The organism is Plantibacter sp. MCCC 1A11337, from assembly GCF_013349365.1.
GTDB lineage: Bacteria > Actinomycetota > Actinomycetes > Actinomycetales > Microbacteriaceae > Plantibacter > Plantibacter flavus_A.
The window spans coordinates 581,011-598,968 of sequence record NZ_JABJWX010000002.1 but is presented as its reverse complement, the minus strand read 5'-3'; the positions used below and the strand labels follow the sequence as shown (position 1 = coordinate 598,968).

The following is a 17,958-nucleotide window of genomic DNA, read 5'->3' as shown; positions in this document are numbered from 1 at the left end:
AAGCAATCTGGAGGCATCCGTGGACACCGTCCCGCTGCGAGATCACTGGCTGCTCGAGGTCGGGAAGCACCCGCGACGGAATGAGGTCGCTCCGGTCCCCGCGGTCGTCCCGGGAAGCGTCCACCAGGACCTTCTCGCCAACGGGCTGATCGACGACCCGCTGCTCGGCCTGCACGAGATCGACGCCCTCTGGGTCGGACGGCGATCGTGGCGTTACCGTCGCCCGTTGGCGCTGACAACCGACGCCGAGCGGGTCGACCTCGTGTTCGACGGGCTCGACACCCTCGCCACGATCACCGTGGGCGACACGGTCGTCGGCAGGACCCGCAACATGCATCGGCGGTACCGATTCGACGTGACCGACCTCATCGGTCCCGACGACCGCGAGCTCACGGTGGACTTCGCGTCGGCGCAGGAGTTCTCGGACGCGGCCGCGCGGGAGCTGGCGCCGGCACTGCCGAACGCGACCGGAACGACCTTCCAGTACGTCCGCAAGATGGCCTGCAGTTACGGCTGGGACTGGGGACCGGTCCTGGCGACGGCGGGCATCTGGCGAGAACCCCGGCTCGAGGCCTGGTCCACCGCCCGCATCGCGGGGTTCCGCCCGCAGACGACGCTGACGCACGGCGTCGGTGTCGTGGAACTCGCCGTTGAGCTCGAACGGACCTCGACCGGCGCCGGCCGGCCACTGGACGCGGAGATCACGGTGACGTCCGACGGACGACGCACCACCCGCACGCTGCGGATCGACGTCGACGAGCTGCGCGAGACGATCCGCATCGACGAGCCGGCCGTCTGGTGGCCACACGGCTACGGCGAACCGCGTCTGTCCGAGCTGACCTTCCGGCTGTGGGAAGGTGACCGTCTGCTCGACGAGCGGCACCACCGGATCGGGTTCCGCTCGGTCCGCATCGACGAGACCGAGGACGATCACGGGCGCGCGTTCACCCTCGTCGTGAACGACGTACCGCTGTTCGCGCGCGGGGTGAACTGGATCCCCGACGACCTCCTCCTGGCGCGCGTCACCCCCGAGCAGCTCGACGAGCGCCTCGGGCAGGCCCGCGCGGCCAACGTCGACCTCGTCCGGGTGTGGGGTGGCGGCGTCTTCGAGGACCGGCACTTCTACGAGCGCTGCGACGAGCTGGGTCTCCTCGTCTGGCAGGACTTCCTCTTCGCCTGCGCCGCGTACCCCGAGGAGGATCCCCTCGCCGGTGAGGTCGAGGCCGAGGTCAGGGACAACCTGGACCGGTTGTCGCCGCACCCGTCGATCGTGGTCTGGAACGGCAACAACGAGAACTTCCTCGGGCACGAGAACTGGAACTGGAAGCCGCTCATCGGCGATCGGACGTGGGGCCGCGGGTACTACCTCGACCTCCTGCCCCGGCTCGTGGCCGAGCTCGACCCGTTCCGGCCGTACACGGCGGGCAGCCCGTGGTCCGGTTCCGAGGAACGGCATCCCAACGACCCGCGGTACGGCAGCGTCCACGCGTGGACGAAGGACGACTACCTCGCCTACCGGAACACCGCGCCGCGCTACGTGTCCGAGTTCGGCAACCAGGGGCCGGCCACCTGGACCACCCTGGTCGACGCGATCGGCGGCGTTCCCGCGTCACCCGAGGCCCCGGAGTTCACGCACCGTCAGCGGATGGTCAACGGGAACGCGCTCATCGGCGAATCGATCGAGCGCCACTTCGGCGGTGCGGCGGATCTGGCGAGCTGGCACTTCCTCGCGAGCCTCAACCAGTGCCGCGCGAACCAAACGGCGATCGACCACTGGCGTTCGAGGTGGCCCGACACCGCGGGAGCCGTGCTGTGGCAGTTGAACGACTGCTGGCCCGCGGTGTCCTGGTCGGTGATCGATTCGGCGGGGCGGCCGAAGCCGATGTACACAGCGCTCCAGCAGTCCTTCGCGCCTCGGACTATCAGCGTGCAGCCACGGGACGGACGCCCGGTGCTCGTCGTCGCGAACCAGACGCTCGAGCCGTGGTCGGACGAGTTCGTCGTCCGGCGGATGAGCCTGTCCGGCACCGCCCTGGACCGTCACACGCTCCCCGTCACCGTCGAGGCGAACAGCGTCGCGATCGTCGACCTGCCGGCGAGGCTCACGAGCTGGACCCATCCGAAACGGGAGTTCGCGGTGGTCGAGGCGGCGAGCTCCGGTCAGCGCGCCTGGTGGTACGGCGTGGAGGATCGGGACTTCGAGCTCATCCCGGGGGCCCTGGACGTGGCCGTGACCCGCTTCGACGACCACGACGAGTACCGACTCACCGCAACCTCGCTCGTCAAGGACGTCCTCATCCAGCCAGACCGCGCCGGGGCCGTGTCCTGCGACGCCGAAGGGTTCTTCACCATGCTGCCCGGCGATGTGAAGGTCGTGCGGCTGTTCGCCTCGGGGAGTGCAGCGTTGCGGCTCCCTGACGCGGACGGCGACCCCTGGGTGGTGGCCAACCTGAACGACGTCCTCGCCCGCTCGCGCAGCGGTCCCGGTGCGCAGGTCGCCGGTGTGGCGGCCGTGCGGCCCGACGAGATCGCGACCTCTGGACCGGCTGCGAGCTGACGTGCGGGAGCCCACTTGAGGGACCTCGGGCGGGCTCCCGCACCTAGGCTGGAATCGAACCGACACAGCTCTGGGAGGTCGCTCGATGAGCCAGGAGTACGACGCCGCTGCAACGAACGGTCTGGCGATCGCCCTCAGCGCACCCGTTCCCTCGGACCGACTGCAGGCCGCACTCGCCGCGGGCACCACCCCGAGGACCGCCTACATCGAGGTGCTCGTCGACCGCTGCGCCGTCGAGCCCGACTTCTTCGTGCGCGACATGCTCACCTGGGCGCTCGTGCGACACGACCCCGAGGTGACCGTCCCACGCCTGATGGACGAGCTCGGATCGGTCTTCCCCCAGGCACGCAGCCAGGCGCTGCACACCCTCTCCAAGACCGGAGACCCACGCACCTGGTCGGCCATCACCCTGGCGCTGCTCGAGGACGAGGAGGATCAGGTCGCCCGAGCCGCGTGGCGCACCGCCGCAGGGGTCGTCCCGGAGCGGGAGGCGTCGGCGCTCGCCGAGCTGCTGACGAGGCAGTTCGGCCGCGGCGACCGCGAGGTGCAGCTCAGCCTCACGCGTGCGTTCACCACGATCGGTGAGCCCTCGCTCGAACCCGTCGAACACACGGCCGTGTCCGAGGCATTCGGCCGGGAGGCCCGTGCACACGCTCGCGCGACCGCCCGGATCCTCCGCGACCCCGAAGTCGACTTCGACGAGGCGATGCAGGAGGCGCAGCACGCCCTGCGCCAGGGTGACTGACGAAGCGCGTGCGCCGAGCGCCTCCTGACCAGAGGGGGCCGGGCCTGCCTCAGCTGAGCCGGGCCGTGCGGAGCGTCGCCGTCGCGCTGTGCGCCGCCATGCCCTCCGAATCGGAGATGACCTGCACCGCGTCGGCGAGCGCCGGCGTCGCCGACTCGGCGATGCGCTGGTAGGTGAGCGGCTTCAGGAACCGCGACACCGAGAGCCCGGCGCTGTGCTTGGCACCGCCGGCGGTCGGGAGCACGTGGTTCGTCCCCGCCATGCCCTTGTCCGAGTAGGCGACGGTGCTCCATGGGCCGAGGAAGATCGACCCGTAGTTGAGCAGCCGCCCGTGGTACCAGGCGTCGTCGGACGTGATGACCTCGAGGTGCTCCGGGGCGAGGTCGTCCATGAGCGCCGCGGCGGTCTCACGGTCGTCGGCCACGGTCACCGAGCCGTAGTCGCGCCAGGCGGGCCCGCAAATCGACTCGGTCGAGAGCGTCGGCAGCTGCCGTTCGACCTCGGCGATCACCGCGCGGCCGAGCTCCTCCGACGTCGTCACGAGCGCGGCCGGCGAGTTCGGTCCGTGCTCGGCCTGCCCGAGCAGGTCGGCGGCCACCAGGATCGGGTCCGCGGTCTCGTCCGCGAGGACGGCCACCTCGGAGGGACCGGCGAGGAGATCGATCGCGACGGTGCCGAACAGCTGTCGCTTCGCCTCGGCGACGAAGGCGTTGCCCGCACCGACGAGCATGTCGATCGGCAGCTCGCCGAGCAGACCGTAGGCCATTGCGGCGAGCGCCTGGACGCCCCCGAGGACGAAGACCCGGTCGACACCGGAGACGTGCGCGGCGTAGACGACCGCGTCGTTCGCACCCCCGTTCGGCTGCGGCGGGGTGCAAGCGATGACCGTCGGCACGCCGGCCTGCTTGGCGACGCCGACCGTCATGAACGCGCTGGCGGTGAGCGGGAACCGGCCGGCCGGGAGGTAGGCGCCCACGCGGGAGACGGGCACGTACTTCACCCCCGTGACGAGTCCGGGCACGAGCTCGGTCTCGAAGTCCTGCAGGTGGGAGCGCTGCTCCTGGGCGAAGGCCCGGGTGCGCTCGCCACCGAGGTCGATGGCTGCGCGGAGGTCCGCGTGGAGGCGGTCGCCGCTGGTCGCGATCTGCTCGGCCGTCAGCTCGACCTCGCCGCCCTCGTACCGGTCGAGCCGCCGCGCGGCGTCGAGCACGGCGTCCATGCCGCGCCGCTCGATGTCGAGGAGCATCGCGGAGACGGTCTCGATGACGGCCGGGTCGCGCTGAGCCGGCGGAGCGTCGATGAGCGGGGTCTTGAGGTGACGGAAGGAGCCGTCGAGGGACTGGAGCACGGGAGGGCTGAATCGCATGCTGCGAGCGTACGAACGCGGCGCGGGGGCGACAACGGGGGACGTGCCTGCGCGAGCCATCGGGTCATCCGATACGCCGATTCGCGAACGAAGCTCAGCGCCTCGGGGTCGTCGCGATCACCTGGTCGGGCTCCGCCGCCGCGAGCAGGGTGTGCTCGGCGAGTTCAGCGATCCGCGCGGTGGCCGGCGACAGGTAGGCGCCCTCGCGCTGGACGAGCGCGATCGTGTCGTAGAGCGGCTCGGCGAAGGGGGTGAGCGTCAACTGCTCGGGGAATCCCCCGGTGCGGGCGACCGTGCCGGAGACGATCGTGTCCGCGGCCCCGGTCGCGGCGAGGCTCAGGGCGGTCTCCACGTGCTCGACCTCGACGGCCGGCTCGATCGACCGCCCCTGCAGGCGAGCGCGCTCCAGCAGTTGGAGCCGCGTGGGGTCCCGCCACCCGGCGTAGGCGTCGTAGAGCACGAGCTTGGCGTCCGCGAACTCGTCGATCCCGACCGGGCCCGCCGCGGGATCCCTCGTGGTGGAGGCGTAGAAGACCTCGTCGCGGAAGAGGGGCCGGATGGCGAGGCCCGCGACGGGCACGGGGAGGACGACCAGCCCGGCCTCGATCTCGCCGCTCGCCACGGAGTCCGCGACGAGTGCCGAGTTCAACCCCACGAGTCGCACGCGCACGTTGGGGTAGCGCTGGTGGAAGCGCTGCACCAGGTCGGACAGCTCGTAGTAGGCGGCGTTGCGCAGGACGCCGAAGGTGCACACGCCGCCGTCGAGGGAGGTGATCGCCGAGAGCGCGTCGAGTCCACCGTCGATCGCGGCGACCGCGCGTCTGGCGTGCTCGCGCAGCTCCTCGGCGGCCGCCGTCGGGACGAGCCGACGCGCACCGCGGGCGAACAACTGCAGGCCGATCTCGCGCTCGAGGCGGCTGACGAGCTCCGACACGGAGGCCTGACTGCTGTCGAGCTCGGCGGCTGCGGCAGTGAAGGAGCCGCTCTCGTAGGCGGCGAGGAAGGCGCGGAGTTGCGCGAGGGTCATGCGGTCAGCCTAGCGAGGCGGGTTCCCCGTCACGGCGCGGGTCACTCCGTGGTGAGCGTCCCGTACAGCTCCGGCCGGCGATCGGCGAGCACGTCATTGCGCGGACCGATCCGGGTGGCGCCCCGGTCGAGCCGGACGGTCCCGTCCACCCGTCCCCGAGCGTCCTTCCCACCGACGGGCCAGCCGTCGGCCGGGATGATCGTGGTGCCCTCGGTCCACGGCTTGCCGGTCTCGGTGCCGGAGCGGTCGCAACACACGATCGGGATCGCGGACGCGCGCGCCGCCGCCATCGCCTGGACGACCTCGGGCGCCCGCTCGCCCTCCGGCCGCTCGACCAGCGGCCAGTTCGTCGGGACGACGAGGAGGTCCGCTCCCCGGAGCGCCAGACCCCGCGGCACCTCGGGGAACTCGAGGTCGTAGCAGACGAGGACGCCGAGCCGGCCGAGCGGCGTATCGACCACCGGCTGGGTCTCGCGACCCGCCACGAAGACGGACTGCTCCTCGTCCCACAGGTGCACCTTCCGGTAGACCCCGAGCACACCCGAGGCGCCGAGGACCAGGGCGCTGTTGCGGCTCTCCTCGCCGTCCAGCTCGCAGAACCCGACGACCACCACGGCGTCCTCGGGGAGCAGTGACGCCCAGTCACTGAACACCGACGCGTCGCTCGGGAGCGCGACCGCGCGGGCCGCCTCCGGGCTGCCCAGGTAGTAACCGCTCGTCGCGAGTTCGGGCAGCACGAGGAGCTGCACCCCGTCGGCGACGGCGTCCCGGATGGCCGCCTCGATCGTGCGCAGGTTGCCGTCGAGGTCGCCGAGGACGGGGGCGAGTTCCTGGGCACGGATCCGGATGCTCCGCGCGTCGGGGTCGCTGTGGTCGGTGGCCCCCGTGGGGTCGGTGCTGGTCATCCAGCGATCATACGAAGCCCTCGCGGACGGGACCATCGTGTTCCCCGATGGCTGGGATCGGGGCATGGCCGATTGTGCCCGTCCGTGGCCTGCGGATACCGTCGTCGGCACGAGTGAGTCACCGACCGGAGGCAGACCCCGCTGCCCGTCCCGCTCCTCGACCGCCCGAGCCCTGGAGGCCAGCCCATGGCGACACCCGCCGACCCCACGTCCCCGTCCGGTACCGCCGCAGGCGCGGGAGACGCCCAGCCGTCCCTCGTCGAGTCCCGCTCCATCGATTGGGTCCCGCTCGACGAGCGTCACGGTCGCCCCCGCTCGCTGTTCTCGCTCTGGTTCATGTCGAACGCGCAGGTGACGACCCTGGCGACCGGCATGCTCGGAGCGGCGCTCGGAGCGAACCTCGCGACCTCGCTCCTCGCGATCATGCTCGGCGTGGCCGTCGGCACCGTGTTCACGGCCTTCCACTCGGCGCAGGGCCCGCAGCTCGGACTTCCGCAGATGATCCAGTCGCGCGCGCAGTTCGGCTACCGCGGCGTCGTGCTCATCTGCGCGATCGTCGTCTTCAGCCTCGTGGGCTTCAACATGTTCAACCAGATGCTCGGCGCGGACGTCCTCACCATGACGACCGGTGTCGACGCCGGTGCGGGCTGGTACGTGCTCATCAGCGGTGTCGCCGTCCTGCTCGCGATCTTCGGCTACTCCTGGATCCACCGCACGCAGTCGTGGCTCACCGCGCTGTTCCTCATCACCTTCGGGCTGTTCACGGTCGTCGTCCCCTTCGTCGTGCCGCTGCCGGCCGACGCCCTGTCGCTCGCGAACTTCAGCTGGACGGCGTTCCTCGTGCAGTTCGGCGGGGCGGCCGCCTACGCACTGGGCTGGGCACCGTACGTCTCCGACTACTCCCGGTACCTCCCGCCGCAGACGAACCCGGGGCGCGCCCTCGCCTACACCTACGGCGGCGTGTTCGTCGGTGCCGTCTGGCTGATGGGCCTCGGAGCGTTCGTCGCCAGCGCGTTCCAGGGCGCCGACCCGCTCGAAGGAGTCCGTGACGCCGCCGACGCCATCCTGCCCGGCTCAGGCACCTGGCTGCTCGTCGCCGCACTGCCAGGACTCATCAGCGTCATCACCGTGAACATCTACGCGGCCTCGATCGAGACCATCACGATCATCGACTCGATCCGACCGGTCCGGCCGACGCGCACCCTGCGGGTCGTCACCTGTCTCGCCATCGCGACGGCCGCCGTCATCGGCTCACTGCTGAGCACCGGCGAGTTCCTGGCGAACTTCAGCAGCTTCCTCGTCGTCCTGCTTTACGTCCTCGTGCCGTGGACCTCGATCAACCTCGTCGACTACTACCTCGTGCGGAAGGGCCACTACGTGGTCCGCGACATCTTCACCCCGAACGGCGTCTACGGTGCCTGGGGCTGGCGCGGCCTCCTCGCCTACGCGATCGGCATCGTCGCGATGATCCCGTTCGTCGTCACGGTGTGGTTCACCGGTCCGATCGCGCAGGCGCTCGGCGGTGCCGACCTCGCGCTGTTCATCGGCCTCGCCGCGTCCGCGATCGCCTACGTCCTCCTCTCCCGGTCGCTCGACCTGGGCCGTGAGCGTGCGGCGGCCGAGCGCGACGTCACCGAGACGGGTCACCAGGCGGTCGCCTTCACGTCCCGACGCCGCTGAGCGACAGATGTCGTCCGGTCGGACGACATCCCGCGATTACACTCGACGACGTGATCGGATCGGACGGGGCGAGCGGAACAGACGTCGTCGAACCGGACACCCGCATCCCGGACCCCGCTCCGCGGCACACGCCGCTGTGGGTCGTCCTGTCCGCCTGGCTGTTGCGCGTCGAGCGGTGGTTGCAGTCCCGTGGCGGCTCCCGCCTCCGCAGCGGACTGTGGCAGTTCTGGGGCCTCGTCGCCGTCGGCGGGCTCATCCTCCTGGTCGGACCGGTCATCAACCCTCCCCTCACCCTCGACGACCTCACCGACGAGGCGTCCGATGTCACCGACACCTGGATCGCCCGCTCCTTCGACGCCGACTACCGCGTCACGATGGACGACGACGGCCGGCTCGTCACGGAGGTCGAGGAGCGCATCGATGCGTTCTTCCCGACGGACCTCGACGACCGCACCATCGAGCGGGTGCTCGCCACCGAGTACCAGGGCCACGCCCTCGACCCGTCCATGATCTCGGTGACGCTGGACGGCGTGGAGCAGGACGTTCGCTGGGAACGCGCCGCGGTCTTCCTCCGCCTCGTCGTCGACCCCGGCCAGCAGCTCACGGGCGACCACGAACTCGTCATCCGGTACCAGCTCTCCGATCTCGCGTACGTCGACACCGATCCGGCGACCGGGCGACCGGTCGACCTCCTTCGCTGGGACGTGTTCGGCCCCGATCTGCAGCAGGCGGTGGCGAAGCTCGACGTCCGGGTGACCATCCCGCAGGAACTCGACGACCGTCTCGTCCGGCAGCCCCGAGGCTCGCTCGCGTGGACCCTCGTGGGCGCCGGGCAGTGGCTGACCCCGGAGCCGGACGCCCCACCCGGCGAGGTGGCCTACGCCTTCACGAGCGACGACGCGGCCCCGCCGCATGCGCAGGCGCGCTTCACCATGCCGTTCGAGGCGGGCTCGATCACGATGCCACCGCAGTCCTGGATCTTCTGGGTCCAGACCTTCGGGCCTGTCCTGCCGATGCTCGTCCTCGCGGCGACGCTTCTGCTGTCGTTCGCGGCCCGTGCGGTCGCGTGGGGTGATGCCCGCGGACGTCCGTGGTACCTCGCGCAGTCGGAACCGCCGGACGGCGTCTCGCCCCGCACCGCGGCGCATCTCCTCCGGTCACCCGCGACGATGGAGCTCGCCGAACGCCTCAAGGACGCCGCGATCAGCGGCACGAAGCAGCAGGCGAAGCGACAGGCGCGTCTCGTCGCGGCGGCGGGCGCCGCCAAGCGGGCCGGCCGTCTGGGCGACCGACCCCGGGCCCTGCGTCGGTACCTGACCGGGCCGGAACGCGCCGGGCAGGTGCGCGACGGCCTGCGTCGCGTGCCGAAGGGCTTCGTCCGCGACTGGTTCATCGCCGCACCGATCGCGCTGACCATCCTCCAGTGGGGCATCGTCCGGCAGCTCTCCCACCAGGCCGTGCTCGCAGTGGTGTGGTGGCCGCTCGCCTTCGTCGTCCTCTCGACCGTCTTCGCCGTCATCGTCCTCGCGATCGCCCTGACCGCCCGGCCGCTCACCCGCAAGGGGGCGCTCCTCAAGCAGCACCTGCTCGGCATTCGCGTGTTCGCCGAGCGGACGCAGCTGCTCGATCGCGCCAGCCTGCGCGACAGGCTCCTGCCCTACGCCGTGCTCGGCGCTCCACCTCGGACGACCGGCAGGCGGGTTGCGGCCCTGATCGCCCCGGAGATCACGATGCCGGCGGCCGCTGCCGATCTCGCCTCACGCGCCGACGGGTCGAGAACGGGCTTCCTGACCGCGCCACGGATCGCCGTCCGGGTGCTCGCCGTGCTCCTCGTCGTCGGCGCGATCGTCGCGGTGAGCGTCCTCCCGGCGCCGTCTCTGGAGCCCGAGACACCCCGTTCCTACACGGGCGACATCCCCGGATCGACCCTCACGACGATCGCGACGGCCGACTTCGACGCGGAGCTCACGCGGACCGACGGTGACGGTGCGCGACTGCGCGTCACCGAACGCCTCGGCGTGGACTTCTCCGACGAGGGTGCGGTGCCCGGTCAGGTGGTGCGCGAGTGGCCCGCGGTCGTCGACGGTCAGGACCTGGGCCTCACGGTCGACGGCGTGACGATCGACGGCGAGGACGCGCCGTTCACGACGGAACTCGAGGACGGTCGGCTGCTGCTCCGGACGACCTTCGAGGACGTGCGCACCGGTCTGCACGACGTCGTGATCGAGACGACGTCCACGAGGCCGGCCGTCGCCGCGACCGTCGACGGCCACGACGTCGACCGGGTCAACTGGGTCGCGCTCCTCGACGGCTGGACGAGCGGCGTCGCCTGGGACGAGGACGTGCGGCAAGGCCCCTTCCGACTGTCCTTCAGCGCCGACCGCGAGCTCCTCGACGACGCCGTCGACGCCGGGTGGACCCCCACGGATGCCGGGACGTGGCTGCCGTCGGCTGACCCGGGCGACACCGGCCGGGCGACGGCGACCGTCGAGCTCGAGCCTGACAGCGACGGTCGATGGCCGCTCGACGTCCGGAGTGACGACCTCGGTGTCGTCCTCGACCTCCCGGCCGGGACGGTTGCGGGCGTCGATGCTGGAGCACCGATGACCGCTCGGCTGGCGGTGCAGTGGCCGGGGCTCGTGGCGATCGCCCTGTCGGTGCTCGCGGTCCTCGGCGCGGTGCTGGGCGTCGCCGGCGCGATGCGACGCCGCAGTCGAGGCATCGAGGGCACGCCTGGCACGGCGCGTGACGCGGTGCGCTGGCTGGCCCCATCCGCCATGATCACCGCCCTGGCGATGGGCGTCTGGATGCTGAACGGCATCCCCGCCGACGATCCGTTCGGTGGGCTCCTCCTCGCTGCGCTCGGCGCAGGTGTCCTGTCGATGCTCGTCTGCTGGTTCGTCGCCCGTCGATTCCGAAGCCGCCGCTGACTCCATCTCCCCCTGACGCCAGCGCGGTGCGCTGACGCCACCGCGCCCCACACGCGCGAGCGCGCCCCTCCGGAGACCCGCGCTCACGCGTACGACCCGCGCCCACGCCCACACACCCGCGCTCACGCCAGCGCACCGCGCTGACGCCCACACACTCGCCTTCACGCCAGCGCACCGCGCTGACGCGAGCACACCCCAACCGGCGTCACCGCGCCCCACACGCGCGAGCGCGCCCCTCCGGAGACCCGCGCTCACGCGTACGACCCGCGCCCACGCCCACACACCCGCGCCCACGCCAGCGCACCGCGCTGGCCGAAGGCACGGGGACTCAGCGCGGGGGCACGGCGAGGGAGGAGAGTCCCTCGTCGATGCGCGCGACCACCTCCGGGGGCGCCGCGACCGCCGCGAGCTCGGCACGCAGCGTCCGTCCCGGCACCCAGCGGATGTAGGCGTCGAACTCCTCGGCGAGCGCCGGTTCGGCCTCCCGCAGGACCGCCGAGACGAGCGCGCCCACGCCGCGGTGGTCGATGAGTCGCGCCAGGTCGTCGTCGACCCCCAGGGCGACGGGCCGTTCGCCGGTCGGGAGCAGGACGGTCCATCGATGCGTCCCTGAGGCGACCTCGAACACGGGCCGGTCGGGAAGGCGGACCTCGGCGCTGCTCCCGGTCGGGACCGTCGCGCACACCGTCACACCGTCCGGCACGCGTTCCCAGGCGACCGCCGCGCGGCCGAACGGGGTCTCGTGCACGACGGACGCGTGCCGGAGGGCTTCCGGGAACCACGGTCGCACGAGGATCCGCCGGTACCCGGGCGCGGCGGGCGCGAGGCCCCCGATGCGGCGGTGCAGCACGTCGGCCACGGCACCGAACGCGCAGTGGTTGAGGGACACCATCCCGGAGGGATGCACCGAACCGTCCGGCCGGATGGCGTCGGGCCGTTCCCACACCGTCGTCGCGCCCTGGGTCACCGGATACAGCCACGACGGGCAGGCGGTCTGGAACAGCAGGCGCTCGGCGGCCCGTTCCTGGCCGTGGTCGAGGAGCGCATCGAGCACGAACGGCGTCCCGAGGAACCCGGTGGCGAGGTGGTGGCCGCCGGCACGGAGCAGGGCGGCGAGTCGTTCGGCGAGGACGGTCCGGCGCCCTACCGGGGCCAGGTCGAACGCCAGGACGAGGGCGTAGGCGGTCGGGGTGTCGGACATCAGCCGGCCGGCGGGGGTGAGATAGGCGTCGCGGAAGGCCCGGCTCGTCTGCTCGGCGAGGGCCCGCGCCCGTTCCGCGCCACGGTGGTCCCCGGCCGCCTCGAGCGCGGCTCCCGCGAGGCGCGCGGAATGGACGTGGAACGCGGTGGCGACGAGGCCGGGATCGGTACGCGCCTTGTCCGGTCGGCTCACCGTCGGGTCCAGCCAGTCGCCGTACTGGAAGCCCCGCTCCCACAGCCCGGAGGGGTCGGCGCGCTCGGCGCACGCCTCGACCCAGGCGAGCATGGATGCGGCGTGGCGGCGCACCACCGCCAGATCGCCGTACCGGTCGCGGAGTACGTCCGGCACCATGGTCACCGCGTCACCCCAGCCCGCTGCGGCGACCTCGCTGAACGAGCCGAGCGGGTTCGGCACGACGGTCGGGACGACCCCGCCGGCCGCACACTGTTCCAGGGCGAGATCGTCGAGCCAGGACGCGAAGCAGGCGTCGACGTCGAACAGCGACGCCGCGGCGGCCGAGAAGACCTGCGCGTCGCCCGTCCAGCCGAGCCGTTCGTCCCGCTGCGGGCAATCGGTCGGGATCGCGAGCGTGTTGCCGCGGACGCTCCACACGACGTTCTCGTGGAGGCGGTCGAGCATCGGGTCGGAGGACGAGAACCAACCGGTGCGGCGCAGCGCGGACTGGAGGACGACGGCGCGGACGTCGTCGGCTCCGACCGAAGCCGGCACGCCACGCACCTCCGCATAGCGGAAGCCGTGGAAGGTGAACTCCGGCTCGACCCAGCGCGGGCCCCGGCCGTCGGCGACGAACCGGTCGGTCGCCGACGCGGCACGCAACGATCGGGTGTACAGCTCACCGTCCTGGAGCAGTTCGGCGTGCCGGAGGATCACCTCGGTCCCCGCCGGCGCGTCCAGGCGGAGCCGGAGCCGACCGACCAGGTTCTGACCGAAGTCGATGATCGTCCCCGTGCCGTCGGGGTTCGGCCACACGGCCACGGGAGCTCGTTCGTCGACGACGCGCACCGGCTCGACGTCGGCGGCCTGCACCTGGACGTCGGCGGGGAACGGGTGCACCGCCGCGGCGAGCCACGGCTCGGACCCGTCACCCCGACCGTCGACCTCCAGACGAAGGTCCCAGGTCTCCCCGGCGTAGAGCCCGCTCTCGACGAGGGCGGGCGCAGGGTCGACGAGCCACGCGCCGTCACCTCCCACCCGGACCATCCGGCCGTCCGCGCATCGCAGCTCGAGTCGGAGGGAGACCGCCGGCTGCTCCCCGTAGTGTCGGCGAGCGGTCTCGCCGAAGCCGTAGCGCTCGGTGAACCAGCCGCCGGCGACCCGGACGGTCACGACGTCCTCCGCCCCCGGGGTGAGCAGCGCGCCGACCTCGGTTCCGGTGACCGTGAGCCGATCCCGGTAACTCGTCCAGCCGGGCTTCAGGACGTGATCGTCGACGTCGACGCCGTTGATGGAGACCTGGTGGACGCCGTGCGAGGTGCTCCACAGCGTCGCCGACACGAGGTCGGCGGGGACGGTCACGACCCGCCGCAGGACGAACGGCCCGGCCTCCCGCGTCGGGGCGGGGTGGGCGAGCAGCGGCTCGGACCAGGGGGTGTCGAGGAAACGGGTGACGAAGCGGAGCGGCGGACTCCACGCCGACCCGGTGCCGTCGACGCCGTCGACACGGACCTCGAGCCGATGCTCCGAACCGGGCGCCAGCGGTGCGAACGGCCAGCGCTCGAGCACCCCGTGGGGGCCGAGCTCGCGCTCCTCGACACCGTCGAGGCGTACGACGGCGCGGGCGCCGACCCAACCGGGCTCGGCCTCCAGCGTCCACGAGAGAGGCGGATCGGGGACCGCGGCGACGGCGACGTCCCGCCGTCGACCGACCCGCAGGCCGGTGACGACGGGACGGCGAGGCGTGTCGTCGGTCACGGTCGGTGGCCACTCGCGCGTCGGCCACGCGCGACGACGAGCGCCCCGGCGGCGAGCGCCCCGAGTCCGAGCATCGCGAGTATCGCCGTGCCGTCGACTCCGGTGCCGGCGAGACCGCGCGTCCCGGGCTGGGCCGTCGACGCGGCTCCTCCGTCCAAGCCACCCGAGGTGCCGGTACCCGTGCCCGTCCCGGGCTCGGTGCCCGGATCCGTGCCACCACCGGTACCGGCCGCCGGCAGGAGCCGCACGGGCAGGAACTGCGCGGAGTCCTTCTCGGCCGCGATGCCACCGCCCCAAGCGAGGTACCCGTCACGCCCCTCTCCGTCGGCCTCGTTCACGATGAAGGCACTGCTCAGCAGTGCCGCGTCCGGACGGACACCGGTGAGCCGCACCCAGGGCACCGCCACCTCGTACACGGTCGTCGCGGCGGCGTCGTCCCGTTCGACGGCGACCCGCGCTCCCGCGACCGTCCCGGGACCCTCGCCCACCGCGAGCCACCGGTACAGCTGGGGCCCGGCCGGGGTCAGCGCCATTCCGAGTTCATGCCATCCGGTGGCCGATCCCGGGGCACCCGCTGCGACGGTGAACTGCACCGAGTCGCCCTGCCAGATGTTCGCGCCCGCCGCCGGCTGGTCGTGGACGTCGTCGGTCACCTCGACCGACAGGAAGAGGTCGTCCTCGTCCCAGGTGTACCAGGCCCGCGCGGACTGGTCGTCAGCGGCACGTCCGGTGGCCACCGGGACGATCGGCGTGAGGTCGTCGAGGTCGTCGAGCACGCCGTCCACCTCGATCGTCCGATGCGCGGCGTCGACCGCGGTTCCGAGGTCGAGGGGCACCACGACACTCGACGCCGTCAGTTCGCGCCCGCCCACGAGCGCCACGGCGCTCCAGTCCGTGCGACCGGTGAGACCGGCGAGCGGGAGATCGGCGGTCGCCGACTCGTGTGCCGCGACCGTCACCCCGTCGAGGAACGTCTGCGTGGAACCGCCGAGGTCGACGGTCAGCCGGTCGATCGTGACCGGCTCGCCCGAGGCGTTGTCCACGGTCAGGCGGAGTGCGCTGCCGTCGGCCAGGGCGACCTGATCGCCGACGAGCGTGACGGGTTCCCCGACGGTGGTGCGTGCTGTGAGGCGTCCGAGCTCGACGTCGTCCTCGAGGAGGGTGGCCTCGACGAGCAGCTCTCCGAGCGCGCTCGCCGGTGGCAGCTCGACGACGACGGTTCCGGTGGTCCCGGCGGCGACCGTCTGCGACGCCTCCTGGCCGTCGTCGAAGCGGAGCCCGAACGTACGGTCGGCGGTACCCGCACGGTTGTCCATGGTCCACCTCGCGGTGACCGCCTGCCCGAGGTACGCGGGGTCGAGCGTCAGCGCGGTCTCCGACGCGGTCACACCGGCCACCTCGCCCTGGACGTACACCGGGCCCTCGCCCAGTTCGAGCAGGATGCTCGTGCCGTCGCCGGCCGCGACGGTGCGCGACGCGCCGTACAGGTCCGTGATCACGACCTCCCCGCGCAACCCGAGGGTGACCGCCCGGTCCGAGGTCGACCAGAGCGCACGCAGTGGACCATCGGGCGTGTCGAAGGAGACGTTCCAGAGATCGGCGACGGAGGTGTCCCGTCCCGTGGCCGTCGCGTCCAGCAGCAGCCCGGCCGCCGTGGAGTAGGAGACGAACGCCGGCTTCGGGGTGAACGCGCCCAGCGGGTCCTGCGGGTGGTGCAGCAGGCCGAAGTTCTCCTCGGTCTCCTGCGCGTCCACACCGTCGTTGACGAGGTCGTAGATGAAGGTCCGCTGCACGTCGTGCATAGCCGTGATGACCGCCGACTTGGCGATGTCGGCCGCCTGCGACGACTCGGAGACGGCTCGGGCGTTCGTGCCGGTCGGCCAGCCGAGCTCGGTCACCCACAGGGGGATGGACTCGCCGCCGTTGTACTGCCGGACCAGCGCGTCGACACGGCTGAGGGTCTCGTCGAGCGCCTCGGCCCCGACCGGGTAGCTGTAGGGGTGCAGGACGATGCCGTCCAGGTATTGCAGCGCTCCGAGACGGAACGTCTGTTCGAGCCAGTCGGTGTTGAGGTTCGCGACCGCGGGACCGATGACCGGCAGCTCGGGGGCGACCGCCTTCACGGCGGGGGACGCCGCGGCGAGGAGGTCGACGTAGTGCTCCGGGGCGACGTTGGTGTTGCCACCGAGCCCGAGGTCCCACTCGTTCCAGATCTCGAGGCCCGTCGACATGTCGCCGAACTCGTCGGCCATCGCCGCCGCGTACGCGGCGTACGCGGACACGGCTTCGTCACTCACCGGTCCGTTGCCACCGTCGTAGAGCGGGTTGCCGTAGCCGGCGAGGAGGAGCGGTTTGACGCCGGAATCGCGTGCAGCATCGAGGAACTCGGCTCGCGGGCGCGACCAGTCGTAGACACCTGGGGTCGTCTCGACCTCGCTCCAGTACACCTCGTCGCGGAACTGCGCGACACCGCCGACCGCGAGGGCGCCCATCGAGGCCGGGTCCCAGCCCTGGCCGTAGTGGGTGGCTGCACCGTACCGCCCGGTCGCCGTGGCGGCGACGTCGGTCTCGGCGAGGACCGCGAACGTCGTGGTGGCGGAACCCACCGACTCGCCGGCGGCGAGGCCTTCGACGGACAGCGAGAACCATCCGCGACCGGGTGCGGTGAGGTCCAGCGCACCGTCGGCGTCCTCCTCGCCTTCGTCGACCACGCGTCCGTCCCCGTCCGTGACGGTCCAGCGCACCGTGTCGGCACCGGTCGCGTAGGGGAAGGCGAGCGGATCGCCCTCGGTGAACAGGTTGCCGAGCGTCCCCGGGGTCAGGGCGAACCCGGAGGGGGCGTCCGCGGCCCGGACGGTGAGGTCGTCGACGAGCAGGCGGGCGGTCGGCTGGGCTGTGTCCGCCCGAGCCCACCCGTTGACGACGAAGCCGACCTGCCGCGCCGGGCCGTGCCAGATCCCGTCACCAGCGCCGCCCCAGGCGCTGTGACTCGGGTCGGTCACGGGCGATTGCAGGGTGAGCTCCTGCCACCCGTCGGACGCGGGGACCGGGAGGAAGCTCTGGTGCGTCTGCCCGGTCGCGTCCACGAGCTGGACACCGACGGTGGTCACGTTCTCCGCGCGGACCCAGAACGACACCGCGTCCAGCGGAGCGTCGTCCAGCGAACGGACGGCCATCTCCCAGCCGTCCACCGTGCGCGCTCCGGTGTCCAGGAGGACCTCGACGGCGCCCGCACCCGTGTGGCCGTCGGCGGCGATGCGCGGAGCACTCGGCGCGACCGACGTCCCGTCGAACGCGACACCCGACCAGCCCACGAGATCCTCGACGGGGATCGTCGTCTCCTGCGCCACCGCCGCGGTCGGTTGCGCCAGGGCGCCGACCGCGAGGAGGACCCCCAGCGTTGCTGCCGCGAGCCGCCGCGGGTGCGACGGGCGTCGTGTTCGTTCGGTCATCACTGTCTCCTCGTTGAGCGTGCCCCGTCCGACGGGGAAAGCGGTTTTCCTGACGAAGCCTGCCGAACCATCGGGCCCACTGTCAAGCATCTCTTCGCAGCAGCGATTGAGCACGATCGTGGTGGAAGTCCGCTTTGACGAACCACCGTCGAACCTGCTAGAC

At 72.0% G+C, this 17,958-nt stretch carries 9 protein-coding genes; 4 read left to right on the top strand and 5 right to left on the bottom strand.

Annotated elements, in window-relative coordinates; genetic code table 11:
* Positions 1–19 precede the first annotated feature (19 nt).
* Together HOW07_RS10160 and HOW07_RS10155 are read left to right on the top strand one after the other, a co-directional pair.
* A complete protein-coding gene (locus tag HOW07_RS10160; RefSeq protein ID WP_175116846.1) occupies positions 20–2,557 on the top strand; it encodes a glycoside hydrolase family 2 protein in 2,538 nt (845 codons plus the stop codon).
* 85 nt (positions 2,558–2,642) lie between these two features.
* Positions 2,643–3,302, top strand: coding sequence for a HEAT repeat domain-containing protein (locus HOW07_RS10155; RefSeq protein ID WP_175116845.1), 660 nt, complete (start codon positions 2,643–2,645; stop codon positions 3,300–3,302).
* Positions 3,303–3,351: 49 nt separating this feature from the next.
* On the opposite strand, the gene hisD is transcribed toward HOW07_RS10155, so the two are convergent.
* The 3 genes from hisD to HOW07_RS10140 form a co-directional block, all read right to left on the bottom strand.
* A complete protein-coding gene (gene hisD / locus HOW07_RS10150; protein WP_175116844.1) occupies positions 3,352–4,668 on the bottom strand; it encodes a histidinol dehydrogenase in 1,317 nt (438 codons plus the stop codon).
* A 94-nt stretch (positions 4,669–4,762) separates the two neighbouring features.
* Positions 4,763–5,695, bottom strand: coding sequence for a LysR family transcriptional regulator (locus tag HOW07_RS10145; RefSeq protein ID WP_079704685.1), 933 nt, complete (start codon positions 5,693–5,695; stop codon positions 4,763–4,765).
* Positions 5,696–5,736: 41 nt separating this feature from the next.
* On the bottom strand, positions 5,737–6,600 hold the full coding sequence (locus HOW07_RS10140; protein WP_121289265.1) for a nitrilase-related carbon-nitrogen hydrolase: 864 nt from the start codon (positions 6,598–6,600) through the stop codon (positions 5,737–5,739).
* A gap of 186 nt (positions 6,601–6,786) precedes the next feature.
* Between HOW07_RS10140 and HOW07_RS10135 the strand changes: the two genes are divergently transcribed.
* Complete coding sequence (locus tag HOW07_RS10135; protein ID WP_175116843.1) at positions 6,787–8,280, top strand: cytosine permease; 1,494 nt, start codon at positions 6,787–6,789, stop codon at positions 8,278–8,280.
* Positions 8,281–8,330: 50 nt separating this feature from the next.
* The gene (locus tag HOW07_RS10130; protein ID WP_175116842.1) at positions 8,331–11,210 is read left to right on the top strand and encodes a hypothetical protein; all 2,880 of its coding nucleotides are present in this window, start codon (positions 8,331–8,333) and stop codon (positions 11,208–11,210) included.
* Between the two features lie 328 nt (positions 11,211–11,538).
* On the opposite strand, the gene HOW07_RS10125 is transcribed toward HOW07_RS10130, so the two are convergent.
* Together HOW07_RS10125 and HOW07_RS10120 are read right to left on the bottom strand one after the other, a co-directional pair.
* Positions 11,539–14,343, bottom strand: coding sequence for an alpha-L-rhamnosidase (locus tag HOW07_RS10125; RefSeq protein ID WP_175116841.1), 2,805 nt, complete (start codon positions 14,341–14,343; stop codon positions 11,539–11,541).
* The gene (locus HOW07_RS10120) at positions 14,340–17,795 is read right to left on the bottom strand and encodes a sugar-binding protein (RefSeq protein WP_175116840.1); all 3,456 of its coding nucleotides are present in this window, start codon (positions 17,793–17,795) and stop codon (positions 14,340–14,342) included. The genes HOW07_RS10125 and HOW07_RS10120 overlap by 4 nt, the downstream gene beginning before the upstream one ends.
* Between the last annotated feature and the right edge of the window lie 163 nt (positions 17,796–17,958).

What these genes read in the sequence shown, in the direction of transcription:
- HOW07_RS10155 (WP_175116845.1), top strand. Translation starts at nt 2,643, where the DNA reads ATGAGCCAGGAGTACGACGCCGCTGCAACGAACGGTCTGGCGATCGCC.
- hisD (WP_175116844.1), bottom strand. Translation starts at nt 4,668, where the DNA reads ATGCGATTCAGCCCTCCCGTGCTCCAGTCCCTCGACGGCTCCTTCCGT.
- HOW07_RS10145 (WP_079704685.1), bottom strand. Translation starts at nt 5,695, where the DNA reads ATGACCCTCGCGCAACTCCGCGCCTTCCTCGCCGCCTACGAGAGCGGC.
- HOW07_RS10140 (WP_121289265.1), bottom strand. Translation starts at nt 6,600, where the DNA reads ATGACCAGCACCGACCCCACGGGGGCCACCGACCACAGCGACCCCGAC.
- HOW07_RS10135 (WP_175116843.1), top strand. Translation starts at nt 6,787, where the DNA reads ATGGCGACACCCGCCGACCCCACGTCCCCGTCCGGTACCGCCGCAGGC.
- HOW07_RS10120 (WP_175116840.1), bottom strand. Translation starts at nt 17,795, where the DNA reads ATGACCGAACGAACACGACGCCCGTCGCACCCGCGGCGGCTCGCGGCA.